The sequence below is a fragment of the Shewanella sp. SM68 genome (genome assembly GCF_025653925.1).
Classification (GTDB): Bacteria; Pseudomonadota; Gammaproteobacteria; order Enterobacterales; family Shewanellaceae; genus Shewanella; species Shewanella oncorhynchi.
In genome coordinates this window covers 38,240-63,443 of record NZ_JAKKRU010000009.1, presented here as the reverse complement: position 1 = coordinate 63,443, position 25,204 = coordinate 38,240, and the positions used below count along the sequence as shown (strand labels likewise).

The 25,204-nt window shown below is 46.0% G+C and carries 20 protein-coding genes; 10 read left to right on the top strand and 10 right to left on the bottom strand.

Features of this window, described 5'->3' with window-relative positions:
- Positions 1–478 precede the first annotated feature (478 nt).
- Together rluB and L5M40_RS14895 are read left to right on the top strand one after the other, a co-directional pair.
- Entirely contained in the window at positions 479–1,354 is an 876-nt protein-coding gene (gene rluB, locus L5M40_RS14900) for a 23S rRNA pseudouridine(2605) synthase RluB (protein ID WP_028760991.1), read from the top strand.
- 101 nt (positions 1,355–1,455) lie between these two features.
- The gene (locus L5M40_RS14895; RefSeq protein WP_263175593.1) at positions 1,456–2,421 is read left to right on the top strand and encodes an exo-alpha-sialidase; all 966 of its coding nucleotides are present in this window, start codon (positions 1,456–1,458) and stop codon (positions 2,419–2,421) included.
- 145 nt (positions 2,422–2,566) lie between these two features.
- On the opposite strand, the gene L5M40_RS14890 is transcribed toward L5M40_RS14895, so the two are convergent.
- A complete protein-coding gene (locus L5M40_RS14890) occupies positions 2,567–3,304 on the bottom strand; it encodes a YciK family oxidoreductase (protein WP_263175592.1) in 738 nt (245 codons plus the stop codon).
- Positions 3,305–3,566: 262 nt separating this feature from the next.
- On the opposite strand from L5M40_RS14890, the gene L5M40_RS14885 reads away from it, so the two are divergent.
- Together L5M40_RS14885 and sohB are read left to right on the top strand one after the other, a co-directional pair.
- Positions 3,567–6,050 (top strand): VolA/Pla-1 family phospholipase, encoded by a 2,484-nt coding sequence (locus L5M40_RS14885; RefSeq protein ID WP_263175591.1) that lies wholly within the window; start codon positions 3,567–3,569, stop codon positions 6,048–6,050.
- 111 nt (positions 6,051–6,161) lie between these two features.
- Positions 6,162–7,178 (top strand): protease SohB, encoded by a 1,017-nt coding sequence (gene sohB, locus L5M40_RS14880; RefSeq protein WP_198572807.1) that lies wholly within the window; start codon positions 6,162–6,164, stop codon positions 7,176–7,178.
- An 87-nt stretch (positions 7,179–7,265) separates the two neighbouring features.
- On the opposite strand, the gene L5M40_RS14875 is transcribed toward sohB, so the two are convergent.
- The gene (locus L5M40_RS14875; protein ID WP_028760986.1) at positions 7,266–8,333 is read right to left on the bottom strand and encodes a DUF3083 family protein; all 1,068 of its coding nucleotides are present in this window, start codon (positions 8,331–8,333) and stop codon (positions 7,266–7,268) included.
- A 145-nt stretch (positions 8,334–8,478) separates the two neighbouring features.
- Complete coding sequence (locus L5M40_RS14870) at positions 8,479–9,078, bottom strand: arylesterase (RefSeq protein ID WP_263256837.1); 600 nt, start codon at positions 9,076–9,078, stop codon at positions 8,479–8,481.
- Between the two features lie 52 nt (positions 9,079–9,130).
- Here L5M40_RS14870 and L5M40_RS14865 point away from each other — a divergent pair, with 52 nt between their 5' ends.
- The 3 genes from L5M40_RS14865 (at position 9,131) to lepB (ending at position 13,332) form a co-directional block, all read left to right on the top strand.
- The gene (locus L5M40_RS14865) at positions 9,131–9,859 is read left to right on the top strand and encodes an ABC transporter ATP-binding protein (protein WP_263175589.1); all 729 of its coding nucleotides are present in this window, start codon (positions 9,131–9,133) and stop codon (positions 9,857–9,859) included.
- A gap of 2 nt (positions 9,860–9,861) precedes the next feature.
- Entirely contained in the window at positions 9,862–12,357 is a 2,496-nt protein-coding gene (locus tag L5M40_RS14860; RefSeq protein WP_263175588.1) for an ABC transporter permease, read from the top strand.
- A gap of 312 nt (positions 12,358–12,669) precedes the next feature.
- A complete protein-coding gene (gene lepB, locus L5M40_RS14855; protein WP_263175587.1) occupies positions 12,670–13,332 on the top strand; it encodes a signal peptidase I in 663 nt (220 codons plus the stop codon).
- Between the two features lie 75 nt (positions 13,333–13,407).
- Here the strand turns inward: lepB and gltS are convergent, their stop codons facing one another.
- The 3 genes from gltS to folX form a co-directional block, all read right to left on the bottom strand.
- Positions 13,408–14,631 carry a sodium/glutamate symporter gene (gene gltS / locus L5M40_RS14850; protein WP_113940752.1) on the bottom strand — a complete coding sequence of 408 codons (1,224 nt, stop codon included), beginning with the start codon at positions 14,629–14,631 and terminating at the stop codon, positions 13,408–13,410.
- A 532-nt stretch (positions 14,632–15,163) separates the two neighbouring features.
- Positions 15,164–16,057 (bottom strand): TIGR01777 family oxidoreductase, encoded by an 894-nt coding sequence (locus L5M40_RS14845; RefSeq protein ID WP_263175586.1) that lies wholly within the window; start codon positions 16,055–16,057, stop codon positions 15,164–15,166.
- 87 nt (positions 16,058–16,144) lie between these two features.
- Positions 16,145–16,507 (bottom strand): dihydroneopterin triphosphate 2'-epimerase, encoded by a 363-nt coding sequence (gene folX / locus L5M40_RS14840; protein ID WP_006082167.1) that lies wholly within the window; start codon positions 16,505–16,507, stop codon positions 16,145–16,147.
- A 98-nt stretch (positions 16,508–16,605) separates the two neighbouring features.
- Between folX and L5M40_RS14835 the strand changes: the two genes are divergently transcribed.
- Together L5M40_RS14835 and L5M40_RS14830 are read left to right on the top strand one after the other, a co-directional pair.
- Positions 16,606–17,715: an AI-2E family transporter gene (locus tag L5M40_RS14835; protein WP_028760979.1), complete on the top strand. Its 1,110-nt coding sequence runs from the start codon at positions 16,606–16,608 to the stop codon at positions 17,713–17,715.
- A 6-nt stretch (positions 17,716–17,721) separates the two neighbouring features.
- A complete protein-coding gene (locus L5M40_RS14830) occupies positions 17,722–18,639 on the top strand; it encodes a class I SAM-dependent methyltransferase (RefSeq protein ID WP_263175585.1) in 918 nt (305 codons plus the stop codon).
- Between the two features lie 800 nt (positions 18,640–19,439).
- Here L5M40_RS14830 and L5M40_RS14825 read toward each other — a convergent pair.
- The 3 genes from L5M40_RS14825 to ackA form a co-directional block, all read right to left on the bottom strand.
- Positions 19,440–19,874 carry a hypothetical protein gene (locus L5M40_RS14825; RefSeq protein ID WP_105252133.1) on the bottom strand — a complete coding sequence of 145 codons (435 nt, stop codon included), beginning with the start codon at positions 19,872–19,874 and terminating at the stop codon, positions 19,440–19,442.
- A 477-nt stretch (positions 19,875–20,351) separates the two neighbouring features.
- Entirely contained in the window at positions 20,352–22,505 is a 2,154-nt protein-coding gene (gene pta / locus L5M40_RS14820) for a phosphate acetyltransferase (protein WP_263184831.1), read from the bottom strand.
- Positions 22,506–22,616: 111 nt separating this feature from the next.
- Complete coding sequence (gene ackA, locus L5M40_RS14815; protein WP_219234385.1) at positions 22,617–23,816, bottom strand: acetate kinase; 1,200 nt, start codon at positions 23,814–23,816, stop codon at positions 22,617–22,619.
- A 141-nt stretch (positions 23,817–23,957) separates the two neighbouring features.
- Between ackA and yfbV the strand changes: the two genes are divergently transcribed.
- Positions 23,958–24,401 (top strand): terminus macrodomain insulation protein YfbV, encoded by a 444-nt coding sequence (gene yfbV / locus L5M40_RS14810; RefSeq protein ID WP_081729091.1) that lies wholly within the window; start codon positions 23,958–23,960, stop codon positions 24,399–24,401.
- A gap of 44 nt (positions 24,402–24,445) precedes the next feature.
- On the opposite strand, the gene pflA is transcribed toward yfbV, so the two are convergent.
- On the bottom strand, positions 24,446–25,186 hold the full coding sequence (pflA, locus tag L5M40_RS14805) for a pyruvate formate lyase 1-activating protein (protein WP_105252135.1): 741 nt from the start codon (positions 25,184–25,186) through the stop codon (positions 24,446–24,448).
- Positions 25,187–25,204 lie beyond the last annotated feature (18 nt).

The following is a 25,204-nucleotide window of genomic DNA, read 5'->3' as shown; positions in this document are numbered from 1 at the left end:
TAGAAAAAGTGGTAATTGACTCTTCCTGAGTACCATCTGAAAAGCTAACGACTACGCTGCATTTTGGCCCTGGTGCAATACATTGTTTAACCTCATCAACAGTCACTTTCTCTTCTACTATTTTCATGGGTCCCGAAGCTGCTCCAATATGCGCACATCCAGAAATAAATCCTATTACGAGATAAATATACAGTTTACACATTGTAACCTCCTGTTCTAATCACGCCCAAGTTATTAATATATAGATATTATTTTCCAATGTCGCACATATTACACTTCGTGTCTGCATTAAAGCTGTAGATAAATTAATGTTTGCTTATTGGTTTATTAATGTAACTTTGCGCCGATACAGCATAGCGCGTATAATTAGGTCACTTTTGGAATTGTGTACATCACTGCGTACATACAAACAAAATATACAAAAAGCGAGGTGATAAACTCCTTGTTTTTAAAAAGAATACTAGTAAAGAGTTAACTAATGAGTGAAAAGTTGCAGAAAGTCTTGGCCCGTGCAGGCCATGGCTCCCGTCGTGAGATGGAGGCATGGATTGCTGCAGGCCGAGTTAGTATTGATGGTGAAATTGCTAGCCTTGGGGATCGTATTGAAGCTGATGCTAAAGTACGTATCGATGGCAGAGCCATTTCGTTAAAGTCTGCCGAAGATGTGATTTGCCGTGTGCTGGCATATCATAAACCTGAAGGCGAAATTTGTAGTCGTAAAGATCCTGAAGGCCGTCCAACGGTATTCGATCGCTTACCTAAAGTGCGTGATTCACGCTGGGTAGCGGTTGGTCGTTTAGACATTAACACCTCAGGCTTATTGTTGTTTACGTCAGATGGTGAGTTGGCGAACCGTTTAATGCATCCATCGAACGAAGTCGACCGCGAATACGCAGTGCGTACCTTTGGTGAAATCCCTGAGGCGACAGTGCAACGTTTACGTACTGGCGTCATGTTAGAAGACGGCCCTGCGCAGTTTGATAGCATCAAGCCAGCGGGCGGCGAAGGCATGAACCAGTGGTGGCATGTGTGTTTACGCGAAGGTCGCAACCGTGAAGTGCGCCGTTTGTGGGAATCCCAAGAAGTACAGGTGAGTCGTTTGATCCGTATTCGTTATGGTATGGTCGAACTGCCAAAATCACTGCCTCGCGGTGGCTGGGTTGAATTGCCCGTAGAGCAAGTTAACTACTTGCGTAAGCTGGCAGGTCTTGAGCCCGAAACTCGTACTATGCTTGCTGCCGATAAACACAGCGTAGCCCGTGCTCAGGTGAAGAGTGCTAAAATTCGCCGCGCCGTACGTAAGCATAAAGTGACCGGATCGGGAAAACCTAAGCCATCGCGTCAGCGCAGCTAAGTTGTTTTATCCCAATGAAAAAGGCCGCTAAGCGGCCTTTTTGCTTTCTGTTATTTGCAGCTATGTTATAACAAGTCTCAGTTGGATTGAGGAGTGAATGGATGAAGCTAATTTCAGTGAAACGGATTTGGGAACACGCTGCCCATAATGCGTTTACCGATTTAATCACGTTTCAGGGGGCACTGTTTTGCGTTTTCCGTGAAGGGACTGCCCATGTGTCACCCGATGGTGCGCTACGAATTCTACGCTCAGCGGATTTAGGCGACACTTGGCAGAGCGTGGCGCTGATCCGTTCGGATGAGGCGGATTTACGCGATGGCAAACTGATTGAGTATCAAGGAGAATTACTCTTACTCGGCGGCGGGACTTTACACGATAAGTCCGGCTTACAATCACATCTTTGGCGCTCAGCCAATGGGCTAGCGTGGTCGGATGCGTTAAAAGTCGCTGATAAAGGCTATTGGTTATGGCGCTTAACCGAGCATCAAAATGCACTCTATGGCGTGGGTTATCGCGCTGGGCCTGATGGCGATACCCGCTTGTATAAAAGTGATGATGGGGTGCAGTTTGAGACTTGGTTAAAGGTGTTTAATAATCAAGGTTATGTCAACGAAACTGCCATTGTTTTTCATCAAGAAAACGGCTTTTGTCTATTGAGGCGCGATCCCGTATGGGGCCCAGAATTTGTCGGTTTACTCGGCCGCAGTCAAATGCCATTCACTGATTGGCAATGGCAAGAACTCGATAAGCGCATTGGTGGGCCAGTGATGTTGATGTATCAATCCCGTTTGTTGGCTGTAGTGCGTTTATATGATGAACAAGTTAGAACGGCTTTAGTTGAAATTCATCCAGATACTGGCGTGGTTCAAGAACTACTGACACTGCCATCGAAGGGCGATACCAGTTATGCGGGCGTTGTTATTGATGGAAATGAGTTGTGGGTAAGTTATTACTCCAGCCATGAGTTAGCTGACTCACCGCTGGATACGCAAAATTCGCTTGATGAATCAAACAGAGTCGCCAAAGCTAAAACGATGATTTATTTTGCAAAAATTCAGTTAAGCTAAGATTGGCGGTGCGCTATCTTTGTCGTACTTAATGTCATCGACAAGTTCGGGTTTCATTTTGAGAATATCTAAAATAATAAAGAGCCATAAATAGGCCCTTTAATATTGCCGAATCATACCGGCAGAAACTCAATAAGCGATTCGATTACTGTGCGTTAAACTGCCGTCCGTTGACGGCACTAGAATCTTGACCCATCAAATATAGATAGGTCGGCATGATCTCTTCAGCTGTTTTGAGATCCAGTGGATTCTCTGCAGGGTAGGCTTTAGCGCGCATCTCAGTGCGGGTAGCTCCTGGATTGATGCTGTTAACTCGAACTGAGGTGCCATCGCATTCATGGGCGAGAACTTGCATCATGCCTTCGGTGGCAAACTTAGAGAAAGCATAAGGTCCCCAATAGGCGCGGCCTTGACGACCCACACTGCTCGACGTAAAGATAATCGATGCACTGGGTGCTTGGCGTATCACAGGTAGTAATGCTTTAGTTAGCATGACTTGGGCCGTGACGTTCACTTTGAGCACGTCTTCGAGTGATGGAATATCTATGTGTTCAAACGGACCTAAGGCACCGAGTAAGCTAGCGTTATGCAATAAGCCGTCTAAATGATCGAATTGCTCGGCAATGGTATCGGCCATATCGCGATAATTTTGTTCCGTTGCGCCCTTAAGATCCAATGGCACTATGGCTGGTTTGGGATAACCGGCTTGTTCTATTACGTCGTAAACTGCTTCCAATTTTTTCACTGTTTTACCAAGTAAAATCACAGTGGCGCCGTGTTTTGCAAACTCAATGGCGGCGGTACGGCCTATGCCAGCACCAGCGCCTGTGACTAAAATCGTCTTGCCCTTGAGTAAATCTTTTGCTGCTTGATATTCCAACATGAGTCTCTTTTTCCTCTTGGCGAGAATGCCCGCCACTTCTAGAGTCGCCGAAGTGATAAACGCATGTTTCAAACAAATGAATGAAACTTTGTTATCAATAGCTAAAATCTTTGTGACAAACTTGTGGCTAACTCAATATTTTTACGTTAACTTGAAATGAGTTAGGGGCTAACATAAGCCCTATTGGTCACAGATCTAAAAGCTATTGTGACTAATTTCTTGGGGAAAACAAAACTATTACAACAAGATTTGGGGAAAAAAGATGAAAAGACTCATTTTGGGTGTTGCGATTGCATCTGCACTGGGCCTCACAGGATGTGGTGAGGACAGTTTTAATGAACTCAAGGATAAGACAGAAGTGCTCATCCCTGAATCGCACATGGTGTTCGACCCTGCTAATTCAAAAGTTCCATTACCGAATGATTTGCTGTTCAGTGGCACCAAAGATGGCACATTATCAATTCCGGGTGAAAGCTCGGGCAATTATGTTGATCCACAAATAGCGCTTGGGGCGTTAGATGGGTGGTCGACAACATCACCGATTTCTATTGATATCGATTTGGCGAAAAAACATGACGGTACACCGCTAACCTTAATGGCGGCATCGGTTGCGCAACCGGGTGCTGTCAGAATGTTTGAAGCCACAGTAGGCGGCGCATTATCATCTGATCCCGAATGTAAGGCTAAACCGTCAGTTTCAGCCTGTAAAGTGGGCGCTGAGTTGCAGTTTGGCGTTGACTTTATATCAACCGCTTCGGGCAAAAAAGTGGTGATAATTCCGCTTAAGCCACTCAAAGCCGGGCAATCTTATATTTATGCGACAACGAATCTTATTCAAGATTCTGAAGGTCGTGGTATCGCTCCTTCAACGACCTATGGTTTGTTGAAGCTGGATATCAATACGTTACCTTTAGAAACGCCAGATCAATTGATGCTGCAAACCTTAGTGAACAGTTATGAGAAAGGGATTGCTGCGGCCCATAAGGTCGATCCTTTAACCATCAGTTACTCTGGCTTATTTACCACTCAGTCTGTTGCTAACGTCTATGAAACCACCAAATTGCTGATGGCGAAGGGTGCTCCCTATGCACCAAGCTTTGCCCAGATGCCAACACCGACTGGATTGACTGTGGCTCAAGTGGCGGGCTTAACACCAGCTGCTGGAGCTGCCTATGTTGCCGCAAACTTGGCTGATGTGTATACGGCAAAAATTAAACTGCCTATTTACGGTGATTGTTCTTCAGTTGGTTGTTTATCCGCTGAAGGTAAACCATTAATTAATGGTCATTGGAAAGCACAAGGTGATAGCCCTGTCTCTGTGCTACTAGCACTGCAAGCGGGCACACTCAGCCAGAATAATTTTGGTATGCAAGCGGTGGCTAATGGTATTGCCAACCCTGCTGATGCTTTAGCCAATCCCTCGTTAATGGCGGGTAAAACATGGGTTTTAGACGATGGTACGGCAGTTGATAAAACCAAACATCTGACTAAATTCAATCCTATTCCAGCAATCAAAGGTTATGAAACAGTATCTGTACTGATTTCTATGCCCAATGCAACGAAATTGGCTGCTTTTTATCAACAGCAAGGTCGTGAGTTTATTCCTCCTACATCTGGTTGGCCAACAACAATTGCCCTTCATGGTTTAGGTGGCGGTAAAGAAATGTCATTGGCCTATGCCGGCACGTATGCGGCAATGGGGGTTGCAACTGTTGCTATTGATATGCCACTTCACGGTGCGCGTTCATTCGATGCTAACGGAGATGGGATTTATGAAGTCTCTGCGACAGATCCTGCCTTCGGTGCAGTTGTTGGTAAACCGGACGCCTTTAAAAATGGTAACCCGTTGGTGTTTGTGAATATTTCTAGCACTTTGTCGGTGCGAGATAATTTCCGTCAAGCGACGATGGACCATTTAGGGGTGCGTCTTGCTCTTACGGGCTTAGCACAGGGCTTAGCACAAGCAGGTCAGCCGCAAGTATTTGATGTGACTAAAATCAGTGCTCAAGGTCTGAGTTTAGGCGCCATTGTGGGCACCGATTTTGCGACCTATGCCAGCACAGGTATGAAGAATCCAGCAACCGGCGATGCCTTGCCAAATGCTTATGTTATCAATGCTGTATCCTTAGTTGCGCCAGCAGGTGGATTAGCAGGATCATTCGCAGGTTCTGCAACCTTTGGCCCAGTACTGTTTAGTAATATTACGGCATCTGCAACTTTCCAAGCACAGGTCGATGCGGCTAATACAGCAGGTTATGAGCCTGGTAGCCCTGAATATGCGGCACTGGTGCAGGCGGTATACGCACAGTTTATTCCGACGTTTGCCTTTGCGGTTCAAACAGCGGTAGATTCTGCAGATCCTGTTAACCATGCTGCTATGTTAAAAGCGACTGGCTTACCTGTGCACTTAATTGAAGTGGCGGGTGATGGTAACGGTAACTTAGCAGACCAAGTGCTGCCTAATCGCGTCGATAACTTCCCATTATCGGGCACTGAGCCGCTGATCGCTGCCATCGGGCTACCTTGTGCCGATAGCACGAGCAAAGGTCATGGCGTTGTGCGCTTCGCTAAAGGTCACCACAGTTCGATTGTTGATCCTAAAGAAAAGGAATCAACGGATGGTATGGCCGCGGCTGCCACGGTTGAAATGCAGACTCAAGTGGCAACCTATGCAGCTACTGCAGGTAAGGACGATGCGACGATTTTAGTGACAAACAGTGGGGTCATTGCGACTTGTCCTAACTAATCTTGCCTTAATCGGAAAAACCCAGCCTTTGCTGGGTTTTTTTATGGGCCTTTAGGCTGTTAGAATAGCGCGCAATTGACTGAATGATGTAACGCCCTAACGGAGAACACTTTGGAATTTTTATACGAGTATGGAATGTTTTTGGCGAAAGCCGTCACAATAGTGGTCGCAATCGTTGCCGTTATTATTGTGGTGTTGGCTTCCACTGTAAAACACAAGTCAGATAAGGGCGAGCTGAGGATCACTAACTTGTCTGAAGAGTTAGAAGAACTTAAGCATGGCTTAAAAGAAGAACTTCTGTCAAAGAAACAATTCAAAGCCTATGAAAAGCAATTAAAAGCTGACGAAAAGGCAAAAGACAAAGCCGCAGATGAAGCCTGCACGGGCAAAGTGTTCGTGATTGATTTTAAGGGCAGTATCGATGCCGCTGAGGTTGCATCACTGCGTGAAGAAATCAGTGCAATTATCGCTATCGCAGAAAAAGGCGATGAAGTGGTTGTCAATGTAGAGAGTGGCGGTGGTATGGTGCATGGTTATGGTTTAGCCTCCAGCCAGTTAGATCGCTTACGTCAATCAGATATTCCATTGACTGTCTGTGTTGATAAAGTCGCCGCCAGTGGTGGCTATATGATGGCTTGTGTTGCGAATAAAATTTATGCTGCACCTTTTGCCATTGTCGGTTCTATTGGTGTTGTTGCTCAACTGCCTAACTTTAATCGCCTGCTGAAAAAGCATGAAATTGATTATGAGCAACATACGGCCGGTAATTTTAAGCGCACCTTGACAGTATTTGGTGAAAACTCCGATGAGGGAAGACAGAAGTTTCAAGAAGAACTCGAAGAAACCCACGTCTTATTTAAAGCGTTTGTTGGTAAGTATCGCCCTGAGTTGGATTTAGTGAAAGTCGCTACTGGCGAGCATTGGTACGGTCAGCAAGCCATTGAATTAGGTTTAGTTGATGCGATTTCGACCAGCGATGATGTGATAATGTCACTCGCCACAGAGCGTACTGTGTACAAGATACGTTATCAGGTGAGAAAGAAACTCGCTGATAAAATTGCCCACGGTGCCTCTTTGTCTGTGAACGCTATTTTCAATCGCCTCATAGAAAAAAATCGTCCTATGTAATTCTGTCTATTGGTGAATAAAAGTAAAAACGCCTGCATTTGCAGGCGTTTTCATTTGCTGAGCTTTCGCGGCTAATACCGAAGCGGGTTAGATTTGATAGCTGATATGTTGATGGAAACGTACGATGAGATCTTCACGCTCCGGATCGACACCTATGTCCGCAGCAAAGGCCTTCAGGGCTGTTTCAACATTGTTCATAAAGCGACCGAAACCCGAATCGTCACAGTCCTTAGTACCTGCCACTATGGTAAAGTGCGCGGCTTCGACCAAGTTATCGGCATCCCAGCGACGGATAACTTGTTGCTCAGTCGCATTAGGATCGAACCCTATCATTTGTACTTCGGCTTTGCTGTCGAGCTTTTCAAACTTACTGTTACGCACAAGCGGTGTTAAGCCGTTCGCTATCATAGCAAGGCGTGTCAGCTGTCTATTAGCTGCCGCTTTGAGGAAGCAGTCTTCAAGATGCTGATATAAAGGCGTAAAGTCAGTGGCTGAGTCAGGTAATAAACCCTGTTTGAGTTTGCGACTCAGCGGCAAGCTTACCGTCACATAGGTAAGAGAGCTAACGTTTTCTGGTAACTCACATTTTCTGGCTTTATATCTTGGGCCGATGGCGCGCAGTTTATAACCATAGGTTTCTTTATAGCCCTTAGCTTTTGCGAACAGATCATAGGATAAATGCTGATGGTCGCGGACCTTAACCTTAAGATCGCTTATTGGCATTAAGGGCATTAATTCAGTGAGCAACTCACGCACCTTGATATGGAAACTGGCGGAATTACTGCGAATATCGTCACCTGTGGCAAGAAACACAATGCGCAGTTTGCGGGCGCGATAGTTTTCTTGCGAGAATAAGTTTTGGGCTTCGTGGTAGGCTGGGTTATAAAAAAATAGAATTTGTTCAGTGGTTTGGAAGCAATATGCTTCGGTATGGTAACGCACTACTGGCAGTTTATCGTTAGTGATCACGTGAACATTACGGAGATCGTGTTGTTCTGCCAAATTAAATATCAAACGGCTTAACGTTTGATAGCAGCTTTGATAATCGGGATATTGATTGAGTAGCTCATCCGTCACCTTGATTTCGGCTGTGATGTATTGATTTGTACGGGCTTCCTTGGGTATGTACACTTTTTGCTGATGGCTAAGGGACATATTGACTCCTTGTTTGAGTTAACCATTTGCTAACACGAATTTTACTGTTTATCTATAGGGTTAATCTTGCGTTAGAACACGTTTTTATCCGTTGAGTATGAGTTTAGCTAAGTAAGCGGTTCGTTAGCTTAAAATAGCAGCTATTTTATTGGGTTAACGCATTTTCTATCCATGGTTGCATCCAAGCCGCAATCTGAGCTTGTGCCTTTTCGTTGGGATGAATGCCATCCCTTTGCATTAATTCTGGATGGGGCGCGATATCCTGCATAAAGAAGGGGATCAACACTATATCCTGGGTTTTAGATATGTCTTGATACACTTGGGTGAACTTTTGGGTATAGCGAGGGCCATAGTTAGGCGGTACCATGATCTCGGTCAGCAGCACTTTTGCGCCGCTATCTTTGGCTAGGGTAATGATTTGGATTAGATTATTTTCGAGTTGCGTTGGGGGGAATCCACGTAAACCATCATTACCTCCTAGCTCAACGACCACAAGATCGGGAGCAACAGAATCGAGCAAGGCGGGTAATCGGCGTAGGCCGCCCGCTGTGGTTTCGCCGCTCACTGAGCCATTGGTAAACTGATGTTCGGGCAGATTTTTTTGCAGTAGTGCTACCCAGCCTGACTGTTCTGCCATGCCGTAGCTAGCGCCTAAGCTATCGCCGAGGATCAGTATCTTTGCCGCTTGAGCGGGCGTGACCATGAGTACACTCAGTAGGATGAATGCCCCTAGGGTCTTCGCCATTGATTTTAATCTTAGCGATTGATACCAGAACGATTTATATAAGAAGGATCCTATGTCTAACGTCATCTTAAAAAACAGTGCCATTAATGTTGTTAACCTCGAAAAATCAGTGATTACTCAGGAAGGAACGCTCACTATCCTCAAGGGCATTAACTTAGATGTCAAGCAAGGTGAGAGTGTGGCCATTCTCGGCCCATCAGGTTCAGGCAAATCCACCTTATTGGGATTGCTTGCGGCGCTTGATACGCCTACGTCGGGGGAGATTTGGCTCGATGGTGTGGCATTATCACCACTGAATGAAGAGCAAAAAGCGGCACTGCGTAAACAGAAGGTCAGCTTTATTTTTCAATCCTTTATGTTAGTTGATACCTTAACTGCGCTCGAGAACGTCATGTTACCCGCCGAGCTTGCAGGCGTGAGCAATGCCAAGGAAAAAGCGCAGGCCATGTTGGTGCGGGTTGGTTTATCCCATCGCTTGACCCATTTACCCAAACAGCTTTCGGGTGGTGAACAGCAAAGGGTGGCGATTGCCCGCGCTTTTATCTGTGAGCCTACAGTTTTGTTTGCCGATGAACCAACTGGCAATTTAGACAGCGTCAACGGCCATAAGATTGCCGATATGTTGTTTGAGCTTAATCAAGAAAGCCATACAACCTTAGTCCTTGTTACCCATGATCTGCAGTTGGCCAAGCGGTGTGAGCGTCAACTGGTGATGGATAACGGCCATTTACAGGAAGATATCACTCAAACAGAACTGCTAGCTGATGTTAAGGAGGCTTAATAATGGAGTTAAGTCTGGCATGGCGCCTGTTTAAACGCGAGTTACAGCAGGGACAATTGTTACTGATTATCCTCGCTATTACGCTCGCGGTTTTGTCTGTGAGTGGCTTAGCGCGGGTGAGTGAACGTCTGCAAGTGGCAATTAGTGGTCAAGCGTCACAGTTTATTGCGGCCGACCGTATTATCGATTCGCCGGTTAAAATTGATGCGGCGATTTTATCCAAAGCCGAAGCGCTTGGGCTTAAGCATGTGACTAACATGCAATTTAATTCCATGGTCTATTCGGGAGATAAGTTTCAGTTAGTCACAGTACGCGCCGTAGAGTCGGGTTACCCGCTTAAGGGCGATATTGAACTCACCAGCGGTAAAACCAAGGCGTTACCTCAAGCGGGCGAAATCTGGTTTGAGACTCGCTTAGGCGGACTTTTGGGTTATCCCAAATCCATCGAACTAGGTAACAGTGAATTTGTGCTCAGCAATGAGATCAGTCGCTTGCCCGACGCGGGCTTTAATCCTTTTGCTTCATCGCCCGTGGTATTGATGCGCATGGAAGATGTCGCCAAAACGGGAGTGATTCAACCGGGCAGCCGCGTGACTTATCTGTATCAATTTGCTGGCGATGAAGCTTCGCTTACGGCCTTTGAGCAAAGTGTTAAACCGCTTTTGAATAGCACCCAGCGTTGGGTCGATGTGCAATCCGGTGACTCGCCGATAGCGGGAGCGGTTAAGCGAGCTGAGCGCTTCCTACTGCTGGCAAGTTTGATGGGCATTGCATTGGCCTGCGCGGCGATAGGTATTGCCGCCCAGCGTTATTGTCAGCGCCATTACGATGTGGTGGCCATGCTGAAAACCTTTGGCGCCTCGGCAAAGCAAATTCGTCTGTTGTTTGGTACTCATTTATTGTTGGTAACGCTACTGGGAATTGGTCTAGGTCTTATTGGGGGAGGGTTACTCGATTTTGGGATCAGTTATCTATTGCCACCCGAAATTGCGGCCTATTCACCGCCACTCACACGACCATTATTACTCGGCATCAGCACAGGGCTCATCAGCGCCTTTATGTTTTCGGCTTATCCATTGATGCGTTTACTGGCTATTCCGCCACTGCGGGTGTTGCAGCGCCAGTTAGAAGGCTTACAGCTTGGTATGTGGCTGCATTTGCTACTGAGTCTAGGGGCTATGGCACTATTGGGCTATTTGTATTCCCAAAGTTGGACTTTGACTCTGACTGTGGTCGCGGCTGTGCTATTGCTGGCTGCGCTATTAAGTCTGCTTGGATTTGTGATGATACGAGCAGGACACAGTGTTGGTATGAAGACTACCAATCCTTTGCAATTAGCGCTGGCGGGGCTAAGGCGTCGTGCGCGGCAAAATGCGGTGCAATTGGTTGGCTTTAGCGCTGCACTGGTACTGTTATTGACTATTTTGGCGTTAAGACAAGATTTACTTAACGAATGGCAAAAACAGTTGCCCGAAAATGCGCCTAATTATTTTCTTGTCAATATTGCGCCTGATGATGCAAAGCCCTTGAATGATTTCATGACGGCTAAGGGGATAGTGGCGACAGACATTTATCCGGTGATCCGTGGCCGATTAACTCAAATTAACGGTGAAGCGCTGATTTCGAATGAACAGTCAGAAGCGGGTGAAAAGGGAAGAGTGGGCATTTCGCGCGAGTTAAACCTAACGTGGCGCAATACACTGCCTGCTAACAACGAACTGTTAGAGGGGCATTTTAATCAAGCCGCCGATGAAGTGTCGGTGGAGTCCGGCGTGGCGGAGCGTCTAGGTATTGGTCTTGGCGATAAGCTGACTTACGTGATTGATAATCAAGAACTCACAGTTAAAGTTGCCAGTATTCGTGCCGTGCATTGGGAAACACTGCAACCGAACTTCTTTATGATTTTCACCCAAGAAGCGCTCGCGCCTTTTGCGTATACCTCGATGGCGAGTTTTTATCTGAATGATCAGGCGACTAACGATAAGACTATGAATGCTGATGGTACGCCTAAGGATGCAGTGATCCTTGCGCTTATTCAGCAATTTCCGACGATATCTATCATAGATGTTGGCGCTATGGTGGGGCAGTTGCGGCAGATAATTGAGCAAGTGTCGCTGTCGTTGTCTTTAGTGCTGGCCTTAGTGTTATTAGCCAGTGCCTTAGTCTTGATTGCACAGACTGAGGCTGGCATGGCAACTCGGCAACGTGAACTGGCGGTGTTACGTACCTTTGGTGCTTCAGGATGGTTATTGCGCAGTGCAACGGGTTTAGAGTTCGCCTTACTTGGCGGTATTGCGGGTGTGTTAGCCGTAATTGTGGCCGAATTTGCGTTATATCTACTTAAGACTCAAGTATTTGAACTTAATGTATACATGCACTGGCCTTGGTGGGGTATTGCCCCTGTTTCTGGAGCCTTAATTGTCGCCCTACTTGGGGTTTGGCGTTGTCGACAATTGCTCAGCCAATCTTGTTCCGAGCTATTGAAGGCTGGGAGCTAGGGCGGTTTGTGAACTCTGTTGATGGGCTAAAACATAAAGCTTATTAAGACAACAAGCTGAGCCAACATTAAAAGCACTGATGCTGCCTAAGCTCAGTGCTTTTTTATTGTCTGGCTGATTCTGCTGATTCTGCTGAGTATGAGCATGACTCGAACATGAGCATGAACATGAATTTGAGCATGAACATGCGTTTTTACATTGGCTTACAAATTGATCTGTGCTTAAGCAGGTAGCAACAGAACTTAGTGCAACGCAATGGGTCTATCTAACTGAGAACAGCGACTAGCTTATATATGCCATAGAGGGAATATTATGTTCAAAGGAATAACAAAACTGCTTAAGGATAATCGCTCCTTTTTTCTGTTTATCAGTTTAATGCTAGTGTTCAGGAGCGCGGTGGCCGATTGGAATACTGTGCCATCGGGTTCTATGCTGCCGACTATCGTCGAGGGTGATCGCATTCTAGTTAATAAGATGGCTTATGATCTTAGGGTGCCATTTACGCATATCGCATTAGTCAAACTGGCCGATCCCGCTCGCGGCGATATCGTGGTATTTGACTCGAAAAAGGCCGATAAAAAACTGATTAAGCGGGTAATAGCTGTGCCAGGCGATACTGTGATGATGCAGGATAATCGCTTGTATTTAAACGGCGAACTGCTCAGCTACACATCCCAAGCATTGAGTGCTTATGCTCCCGCTGATGTGACAGAAATGCAGGAATATTTACTCGGTATGGTCCATAGTATTCGCCTTAACCCTGTACCCTCAAGGCTTGCCAATTTTGGACCTGTCACAGTGCCAGATGCGCATTATTTAGCCCTGGGTGATAATCGTGATAACAGCGCTGACTCTCGGGTTATTGGCTTCGTGCCCCGTGATGAGATTGTTGGCCGTTCAAGTTCAGTCGTTTTCTCCCTTGATTATGATGATTATTACCTGCCTCGGCCTGAACGCTTAATGCGTGAATTCTAGTCTTAACTATTTTGAACCATGAAATAGGGCGCCAAAGTCGGCGCCCTATTTTTTAAGTGATTGAGTTATAAACAACTACTTCATAAAGCTCAGATAGCCCTGTAAGACAATTAAGTTAACTATGTCGATGAAGAAGGCACCGACGATAGGTACTACCATAAAGGCTTGGGGTGATGGTCCTGTGCGTGAGACTAGCGCGCCCATATTCATTACCGCTGTTGGGGTTGCCCCCATACCAAAGCCGCAGTGGCCACCGGTGATCACCGCAGCATCGTAATTACTGCCCATGACTTTGAACGTCACGAAATAGGCAAAAATGGCCAACACTGCGGTTTGTACCAGTAATATCACCAGTAGCGGGATCGCTAAATCAAAAATTTCCCATAACTTTAAAGTCATTAAGGCCATTGAGAGGAAGAGAGACAGCGCGACAGTCCCTATCACATCGATGCTTTCGGTATGGGGTTTGTAACCGCGGGTGAGTTCTGTGAGATTAGCGATGAGCACGCCAAGAAAAAGAGCATATACAAAGTCGGGCATCTTTAGCCATGCAATACCCGATTGGCTGATCCACAGCGTGAGCCATTTTGATCCTGCAACACACAACAACAGCACAAACAGAGTTTCTAATATGGTTTTGGCGGTGACTTGGTCTTCTTCTAAGTGATCATAAGTGACTAAATGTGGATGTTCACTGTGATGCTTGCGGCCAACCCCATAGCGAGAAACAAGATTATGCTTACCGATTAATCGCTGCGCGACGGGGCCACCGATGATCCCACCCATGATCAAACCAAAGGTTGCCGCAGCCATAGCAAACTCTAAGGTGTTGATACCGTAGCGCTCAGCAAAGGTTTGTGACCAAGCGACGCCAGTACCATGGCCGCCCGACAGGGTAATTGATCCTGCGATAAGTCCCATGATGGGATCGAGCCCCAATAGGCTGGCTAAACTGACGCCGACGGCATTTTGAATCACAATATACACTGAGGCCACACCTAAAAAGATGAAGACTTTTTTACCACCGCTGAGCAATAGCTTGTAGTTTGCCGAGAGGCCAATGGTGCTAAAAAACATCAGCATTAAGGTATTTTGCAGTGATAGGCTGAAGTCGAGACTGATATTTTGAAAGTGAAGAAATGTAACTCCCGCGGCGACAACTAGGCCACCCACTATGGGTTCGGGGATATTATATTGCCTGAAGACACGTACATGGCGATTGATAGAGTGGCCGATAAACAGCACGAAAATGGCAATTAAAAATGATTCTAGCTCGCCAATCATATAGGTCGTGTGCATGAAAATTCCTTACAAACTGTCTAAGTGCGGGCGTTTCATTGGGCACAATGTCCAATGAGAAGTAACCCATCTTGTTATTAAGTACCTGCTAATGCTGGATGTTAAGCGCTTGATGTCGAGGACAGATCAGTGTTAATCCGATAAAAAATTTAAAGGACGAGTAGGCGCGAGTGTGTATCGTTTTATGGTCTACAGACCAAGAACAGCAGATTAAATAGCCTGTTCCTGAGCATAAATAACTATCTATTTATGAGGTGTTGCTGAGTCTATCTGTGGTCAAGGCTGAGGCGGTTAATGCGTGCCTCCTATGACCGAATGGAGGCGAGTTTAGCAGAAAATGGACGTATTGTCGCTAAATCATAATAGAAATCATGATGTTACATTCTTGTTTTTCTAGTGTTGCTAAAATAATGGCAAGATTGACGTTACAATATACCTGGTTGTTGAGCGGATTTAAGCACTAAGATCCGCCTGCATCAGCGACTGATTTTATCAGCATATTTAAGCTGAGTTTAGGCTCTAGCGTGCTAGCCTATTTGGCTAACACGTTTGTTAAGGCGTTATCGAGATCACTGAATTGAAACTGAAAACCCGCTTCGAGGGCACGTTTGGGGTAAACAAATTGCCCTTCTGTCAGCAGCTCCGACATTTCGCCCATCGCTAAGCGTAATGCAAGCGGTGGGGTCGTGATTAACGCTGGGCGATTAAGTGCTTTTCCGAGCGCTTTGGTAAACACAGCGTTACTCACTGGATTGGGTGCAGTGGCATTAAATATGCCTTTACAGTGTTGTTGAGTGAGTAAAAAATCAATAAGGGAAATGAGATCCTGCACATGGATCCAGCTCATACCTTGGCGTCCATGGCCAATTGGGCCACCGAGTCCGAGTTTAAATGGCGGTAACATTTTCTCTAAGGCACCACCTTTACCTAGCACGATACCAATACGGATAATACAGACGCGTGTGTGCTCTGAGGTTGCATTTAGCGCTTCTTGCTCCCATTTTCGACAGATGTCATGGCTAAACTCAACATGGGCGCCACTAGACTCATCGAGTAATTTATCATCGTGCCGCCCGTAATAACCTACTGCCGAACCACTCACCATGATCTGAGGAGGAGTGCTACTCTGTTGTATTAGCTGAGTTAATCTTGCCGTAATATTCCAGCGACTATCACAAATGCGTTGCTTCTGGTTTTTACTCCAACGTTTAGCGACTATGGGTTCACCCGCAAGATTTACAATGGCATCAATGTGATTTAAGTCGCTTAGCTCATCGAGACTCTCGAGGTAATGGTGCTGATTGCCGAGCACTTTTTGTGTTTGTTGCACCGAGCGAGTTAATAACGTCAGTTGATGATATGGCGCCAGTCGTTCGACTAATTGGCGGCCAATAAAGCCGCTTGCGCCGGTGATCAGTATATTCATGGAACCTCTCTTAATTGGTTAAGCTCTGCGGATATATACCAAAATGCGGTGTGCAACGATCACTTAGTCGGAGTATTTTTAGCTAGATTATTTTTGATAACATAACTCCATCGAGACTGAATCGGCAAAGCGTAGTGCATGGGGCTTGTCGATTTCGACACTGGCAAATTCAACCCAAGGATGCTCACTGGCGATGGCCAGCGTTTGGCTGGTGAGATTTTCGAGTAATGAGAAACGGTTATTCTCAATCAGTTCAATGATCTTTTTGGTGATAGTGCGGTAATTGAGCGCATCCTCGACATTGTCACTGTTGCGGGCACGTTCGGCACAATAATGGATCACGACATTAATGATCACGTCTTGGCGATTTTGGATTTCATCTTCTTTAATGCCAATAAAAGTACGAAGTCTTAAGTTTTTAATGCGTATAATCGCGGTTTCTGGTTTCATAATGACAAATGGCTATCTTAAGCTAAAGTTGCTGAGGTTAAGTGGTTTCAAGGGTTAGCCTAACAATTTTATCTAAGATCAAGAAGGATTTTTAATAAATGACTCGACCTAATGCGCCCTCTGCTGCTTATCGTGGCTTTGCGGTTATGGCCTTTGTAGTGATTATTTTGGCAGGGATTAAGGCGGCGAGCCCGATTGTGGTGCCGTTTGTGCTGTCCAGTTTTCTTGCGGTGATTTGTAATCCTGCAATCGGTTTGATGACAAAGTTCCGTGTGCCTAAATGGCTGGCAGTGATCCTCTTGATGGGTTTTATTGTGTTGATGGGCCTATGGTTAGCCTCAGTCGTCGGCAGTTCTGTCAATGAGTTTTCTAAACAATTGCCCCAATATCGCGATCAGCTGGTGGAGCAGTTTTCGTGGATTATCCATAAATTACAGGCATTAAATATTCAGATTTCGAAGGATCAGGTATTAGCCTATTTTGATCCTGGCATGGCCTTGTCCATGACCACAAATATGCTATCGGGTGTCGGCAATGTGATGGCGAATTTATTTCTGATCATCCTCACTATCGTCTTTATGCTGTTTGAAGCTCAGTCGCTGCCAAAGAAATTGCACCTGGCATTGGACGATCCCGATATGCGCTTAAAGCAGATTGACCGCTTTTTACAATCTGTGAATCAGTACATGGTGATCAAGACCTTAGTGAGTTTGGCTACTGGGATCATTGTTGGTGTGGGGTTGACCTTCATCGGCGTGGATTACGCCATGTTATGGGCGGTGATTGCTTTCCTGTTTAATTACATTCCCAATATTGGTTCTATCATTGCCGCCATTCCAGCGGTGTTGTTGGCCTTTATTCAGCTTGGCCCTGCAGCTGCGGGGGGGACTGCACTTTTGTACGTGGGTGCCAACATGGTGATGGGCAATATCATTGAGCCTAAATTTATGGGGCGCGGCCTGGGGTTATCGACCTTAGTGGTATTTTTATCATTAATTTTCTGGGGCTGGTTATTAGGTTCTGTGGGCATGTTGCTGTCAGTGCCATTGACTATGGTGGTTAAAATTGCCCTCGAATCGAGTAAGAGTGGTAATTGGTTAGCCATTTTATTATCGGACGATATCGAAGATAAGTTCTTGGCCAGTAACACGGAAAATTCAATTCCCAATGGCGATGAAGCCAATACAAGTGCAACTGAGAGTAAGTAGTAGAAGATGCAAAGTTTTATACAAGCGCTAGCGACAATTGAGTTAGGTGATGATGCGGTGCGGTTATTCCACGGCCGCGGTGGGCATTACGTGGGTTGTGAGCACCTATGTTTAGATTGGTTTGCACCCGTACTATTGCTGACCAGCTTTACTCCCTTGGAGAATACGGATTTAACCCTCTGCCAACAGGCGATTGCAGCGCGCTGGCAAGCTATTAGGCCAGATAGCCAATTGAATTTAGTCTACCAATACCGTAGTGCGGGGGAGACGTTTACCCAATTATTGCAAGGTGAAGTGCCTGAGCCGCATATCGTTAGCGAAAATGGTGCACGGTTTCAGGTGCACCTAATGCGCGGACAAAACCACGGACTCTTCCTCGATATGGCCAATGGCCGCGAGTGGGTTAGAGCAAACGCCCGTTATAAAAAGGTGCTTAATTTATTCGCTTATACCTGTGGTTTCTCGGTCGCGGCATTGCAAGGCGGCGCCGATGAAGTTGTGAATATGGACATGAGCAAAGGCGCATTAGGCATAGGCAAACAGAACCATTTGCTGAATGGCTTTAGCGCGGGAGCCCGTTTTTTAGGCCATGATATTTTTAAATCTTGGGGCAAACTGAAAAAGCTCGGTCCCTACGACATTGTTGTTGCCGATCCACCGAGCAATCAGAAGGGCAGTTTTGTTGCGACTAAGGATTATGTGCGTTTAATTAGGCGTTTACCTGAGTTGCTTGCCGAGAATGGCGAAGTATTACTGTGTCTAAATGCACCTGAACTCGATACCGCTTTCCTGCGTCAACAGGTAGCGGAAGCTGCACCTGCACTCGAATACATAGAGCGCTTAGCCAATCCGCTAGCCTTTATGGATGTGTCGGAAGAGAAGTCACTTAAGGTGCTTCGCTACCGCTTATCGACTCAAGCCTAGGCCTGATTTAGCTTAACTGGCCAGTATTAACTGGCCTTTTTTGTCGGCTTAGGTTGAGTGTTTAGCTTTCGACACTGTCGCTTATTACACAGCACTTATTCTTCAGTAGCTTAATCGCTCAGATAGCTGCGATCGCCCATAGGTTTCAATCACTTTACTTACTTGATGTTGGTCTAAGTGTTTGAGGATAGAAATTTCACCATAAAGCCTGCCCTGAACATCTAATGGCATTCCCTAGATTCATTTTATGTAAGCGATTTCTGTTAATCGCTTTTGTGTATAAAGCGAATGATGAAATGGCGTCAGCATGGCCTCAATATCCTCGTAGAAAGTGAAAGTCTTTCATGTTGAATCACTGATTGTGAGCTATTTAAATGATAACCAGCCTTAAATGCTATGCTTGGTGATACAAAACTGAAAGTTTTCTGTAATTGTGGCTTTTGCTTTGTTATACTCCAGCCCACGGAATGTATCCCTTTCCTCATAGGCAAAATGTCAGCATAGAATGGCAAGCCTCTGCGACCTTACCCAATCAAGCAGGAGTTGTTATGGAAGTTCATGAATACGAAAATGCTTATTATCAAGTGAAAGACGATGTACTAACGTCTTTACCTGCTGAAAGCGAAGAAGAAGTGATCCAAGCTTAATCGATAGCGATTAAACTGACGGTACTTATGAGTCGGAAATAACAGAACAAGCACAAAAAAATAGCAACCCTAAGGTTGCTATTTTTTTGGCTGAAAGTAAGCAGAATGATTGTATGACAAGGTATGCGCGGTGAAAGCAGGCAAGAAGGGGGGTTAACCGTTAACTTTGCGCTTTTCAGGCAGAAGTTCGACGATAATCCATTGGCTACCAATTTTGTGTAGGCGTATGGTCCTGTCATCAATCCATGGTTGACCACCTTTAAGACCTTTCATTTTGACCACAACAATGACGTCTTTGGTAAATTTGCGGAAGAAGTCGATATCGATATCATCAATTTCCATTTCAACATTGGTCATAGATAGGCCGAGCATATTACGCTGTACGGCTGCGGCAATGTGGTAATGGGTGAGCACTTGTTTAATGGGATCGTCGACGTATTGCTTGGCTTGTTCAACATTACGATCAACATAAATCGCTTTAAAAAAGCCTAAGCTCACTTCTTCCGGTGATAACTGGCGTTGCTCTTGCGTTGAGGGATCGCCACAACCGAAGAGGAACAGGAGGGAGAAAAAAAATAGAGTTCGCATAAGTTTTAGTTATTGGAATTTGTTCCGAGTATCGCGATTTTAGCTGTAATGTACAAGTCTTGTCGTGATTCGCTGTCTATTGTGAAAAGCATTGACTCAAACCTCATGTGTGTGGCATATAGTTAGGAGTCATATAAAAAGGTTATCCACAGAAACTGTGGAAAACTATGTTGAAGACTTCAGTGATACTTTGTAAGTCATTGATATTGTCTTGCTTTATTTGCTGGTTAAAAAGTGACGCTTTTCTGCTTTCCATTATGTTCCACTTCTACTTGTGGATATTTTTCGCAATTTGCCGAGCTTATTCACACTGCATAATTCGATATTTCTCGTTTTTTCTTCATCTTTTGTAATTTCGACTCATCCATTAAGCGATTCTTGCGATCAACGGTATGGTTTACGCTAAATTTGAGCATAAAAAAGCACCGGTAATAACCAGTGCTTTTTTGTGCGTAACGCTATGCAGATTTAATGCTGTTAGCTTTTAGCTGCGTCGTTTTGTGCGGCTTGAATTGCCGTTAGTGCGATAGTGTAGACGATGTCATCGACTAACGCGCCGCGAGACAAGTCGTTCACAGGTTTGCGCATACCTTGCAGCATAGGACCAATACTGATCAGATCGGCGCTTCGCTGTACGGCCTTGTAAGTCGTGTTGCCTGTATTAAGGTCTGGGAACACGAAAACGGTAGCTTGACCAGCGACAGGGCTATTAGGTGCCTTAGAGCGGGCAACGTTTGGCATAACCGCCGCATCGTATTGCAATGGACCATCAATAATCAGATCTGGGCGTTTTTCTTTGGCAATACGGGTTGCTTCACGCACTTTATCCACATCAGAACCTGTACCTGAGTTGCCAGTTGAGTAGCTGATCATCGCCACTCTTGGCTCGATACCGAAGGCTTTTGCTGATTCCGCCGATTGGATGGCGATATCTGCTAACTGCTCAGCATTGGGATCTGGGTTAATCGCACAGTCACCGTAAACAAGCACTTGATCTGGCATCAGCATAAAGAAGATGGATGAAACTAAGCTTGAGCCAGGTGCCGTTTTGATCAATTGCAGTGGTGGGCGAATGGTATTGGCTGTGGTGTTAACCGCACCAGAAACGATACCGTCGACTTCGTTTTGCGCCAGCATCATAGTGCCGAGCACCATGTTGTCTTCTAACTGTTCACGGGCAACGACTTCAGTTAAGCCTTTGCTGCGACGCAGTTCCAACATAGGTTCTACGTAACGGTCGCGCACCTCTTCAGGATCGATAATGATCACGCCTTCGCCAAGCACCACATCTTGCTGGGCGGCGATACGCAGGATTTCATCTTTTTTACCTAAGAGTACACAGCGAGCAATACCGCGTTCTGCACAAATGGCCGCCGCTTTAATGGTACGCGGCTCATCACCTTCTGGAAGCACCACAGTCTTGTGGGCGGCGCGCGCCAATTCCGTGAGTTTGTAACGGAAAGCGGGTGGCGACAGGCGATGCTCACGGGGTGAGTTTTTAGTCACGCTTTCAATCCACGTTTGGTCAATGTGGCTGGCCACATAATCCTGCACCAGATCGATACGAACCGCGTCATCGACAGGTACTTCATGGTCGAAACGTTGAATGTTGAGCGAGGTTTGCCAAGTGTTACTGTCTATTAAGAACACAGGTAAACCGGTTTCAAAGGCCTGTTCACACAGCTTAAGGATTTCTGGCTCTGGCTCGTAGCTACCGGTCAACAACAGGGCACCAATTTTCACGCCGTTCATGGCCGCAAGACAGGCTGATACGATCACATCTGAGCGATCGCCTGAGGTTACAAGCAAGGAGTCAGTCTTGATATGAGTGACCATGTTCGGGATACTGCGGGCACAAAAGGTTACTTTACGCAGGCGGCGGGTATGCATTTCACCAGCATTTAGAATGCGTGCACTTAAATGTTTCGCTAAATCCGACGCACGAGGAGCGACAAGATCAAGATTGTAGGGCACGCTGCCTAAAATACGCAGTGGGCTTTTACCCGGCAGTTGGAACATGCTGGCCGCATCTGAGCGTTGAACACCTTGGTGATCAAAGACTTCAGATAGATCAGGGCGCGCGCGACCTTCGTCGTCCACGGGGGCACCAATCTTGTTAATTACAGCACCAATTAAGCGTTTATTCTTTTTCCCGCCCCAAGAGTTATAGGCGATTTCGAGGCGATTCATTAGCCCTGTAGCCGTATCACTGCCTGGTGTGGCAATAAAAATTACGTCGGCATCCATGGCTTTAGCGATGGCATAGTTCACATCATCGGCGAAGGGATGATTACGCGTTGGCACTAAACCTTCGACAATTAAGGTCTCTGTGTTGCTAGCGCAATCGGCCGCACGGGCGATGATTTGCTCCATTAAGACGTCGATTTGATCGGCGCGAATTAAGGCTTCGGCATGGGCCATGTCGAAGGGCTCTAAGGGATTTACTGTTGGCGATTTGCTCAGAATAGTGGTCGAGCGTTCTGGGCCATTATCGTTTGGACGAAGCTGAGAAATAGGCTTAAAGAACTGAACCTTAACCCCGTGGCGCTCCAGTGCGCGCACCATCCCAAGGCTTAAGGAGGTCAGGCCGACTCCGGTACCTATGGGGATTAACATAATATTACGAGACATAAAAACCTCTAGTGTCGATGGTTTTTGGCAGAATAGTTTCTGCAAATTTGCTTGTGAGTACGGCTACGTAAGGTATAAAGCCGTTTGGGTGAGCAAACGGCTTCGGCCTTTTTATTTGTTGATAAGTTTAATGGAATCTTCGGCGATAACCCATTCTTCGTTCGTTGGGATCACCATGGCAATCGTGCCTTTATCTTGGGTGATGATACCTTTCTTACCGAAACGCGCCGCTTTGTTGCGCTCACTATCGACATGGAAATTGAATATTTCCAGCATGTTGAGCACTTTTTCACGGATTAAATCTGAGTTTTCACCAATACCACCGGTGAAGACGACTGCATCTAAACGGCCCAGTGGCACAGTGTAAGAGGCGATGTACTTGGCTAAGCGGTAGCAGAAGATTTCTAAGGCTAAGGTCGCGCCTTTATGGCCCTCGGCGTAACCTTCTTCGATGCCACGGCAATCGTTGGTCAGCTCGGAAATACCCAGCAGACCACTTTGCTTGTTCATCAGGTTATTCACTTCTTCTAAGGTGTAACCCAGTTGATGAACTAAGTGGTAGATGATTGAAGGGTCAATATCGCCACAACGCGTGCCCATAACCAAACCTTCTAATGGGGTTAAGCCCATAGAAGTGTCGACACTTTTGCCGCCTTTGATGGCAGTCACTGACGCGCCATTGCCTAAATGAGCACAGATCACGTTGGTATCTTCGATGGGCTTGTTGAGCATTTTTGCCGCTTCACGGCTAACGAATAAATGACTCGTGCCATGCATGCCATAACGACGGATACCGTGTTCACGGTATAACTTGTAAGGCAGGGCGTAGACATAAGCTCTGTCTGGCATGCTTTGGTGGAAAGCGGTATCAAATACAGCAACCTGTGGCAATTTAGGGAAAGAGGCCATTGCCGCGCGGATGCCGATAAGGTGAGCAGGATTGTGCAGTGGGGCTAATGAAGCACAGTCTTCGATGCCTTTGATCACGCTCTCATCGATGATCACTGAGCGAGTGAATTTCTCACCACCGTGAACGATACGATGGCCAACGGCTTGAATTTTTGCTGCTAATTCAGGTTGTTCCGCAAGAATTTTATTAACAATGTATTCAACTGCTTCACGGTGAGCCGTAAATGCACCTAAGGCTGCTTCATGTTTTTCGCCGTTGATTTTCCATTTAATGCGAGAGTCTTCTAAACCAAAACATTCGGCTAAGCCAGAAATTTGGTCGTCACCTGTTTGCGCGTCAATGACGGCAAATTTGAGAGAAGAGCTACCGCAATTGAGAACTAAAACCAGTTTATTTGACATGTGTAAACCCTTTGCCATTGTGTTTAATATAACGATTCTAAATAATGAGGAACTGCGGTGTTTTTACCATATCAGTCTTGGGGCGATTCGCCAGATTGTGCTATGGTAAGAGCAGTATTCCATTGTAGTTGGTGTCTAAGATTGAGCATTAAGATCCTCAAAACCTTAGGTGATGGTCATCAGTATATGAAGACTTGGCCTATGGTTAGACAACTGGGTTTTTATTTTCCTGAGTATCGGGTCGTCCGAGCAACTCAGCTCGCCATACTGGTGATGCCAGTGCTGGCGATTTTTGTGAGCATGAGCCAGCTGTATATTCACGGTTGGGCATTTCTGCCCCAAGCTGTCACTCTCGGTTTATTTTTCATCAGCTTACCGTTACAGGGGCTGCTGTGGTTAGGCTGGCGAGCTCGCCATCCATTACCGTTAACGCTGTTCGACTGGATTAACCAGTTGAGTGCGAAGTTGTCATCCATGGGTATCAATTGCCACACGTTAGGCGCTAAAGCCTGTTACCTCGATATGGCACTGATTTTAAAAATAGCCTTTGAGCGTTTAGATGCCAGTTATTGGGAAGAACTTTAGGCCGTTGCCGCGGTTATCCGTTTTGGCTTTTCTATTACTGTGGATTAATAAATCGCGTTAATCCCTTGTTGGACAAATACCGCTTTGATCTTTTCCATGGTTTCTCGACTCGGGGGGGATATCCCATCGAGTTGATAGCTTTCGCCCATGGCTTCCCACTTATGTTTACCTAATTCGTGATAGGGTAGTAACTCTACCTTTTCAATGTTTTTCATGGGCTTGATAAACTCGGCCAGTTGTAATGCCGATGCTTCATCGTCGGTAAATCCGCCCACTACGACATAACGTATCCACGTCGCTTGATTACGCTCTGCCAAATACTGCGCAAACTGTAATGTTCTATGGTTGCTGACTTTAGTTAACTCAATATGTTTTTCATCGTCCATGTGCTTGATGTCGAGCAGGACCAAGTCAGTGTGGTCGAGCAACTCATCAATCACTGGCGTGTACTTACGTACAAAACCATTGGTATCTAAACAGGTATGAATACCTTCTTGCTGACAAGCCGTGAATAATTCGGCGACAAATTCGGCCTGTAAAATGGCTTCACCACCACTGGCCGTAACACCACCATTGCTGGCATCGAGAAAAGGCCGATAGCTGATGATTTGACTCATTAACTCATCGACCAGAACTTCTTTTCCACCATCAAGATCCCAAGTGTCACGGTTGTGGCAATATTGGCAGCGCATTAAACAGCCCTGCATAAAGGTGATAAACCGTATGCCGGGACCATCTACTGTGCCAAAGGATTCCACCGAGTGGATCCGACCGATAACTGCCATTGTGACTCCTGTTAAAAT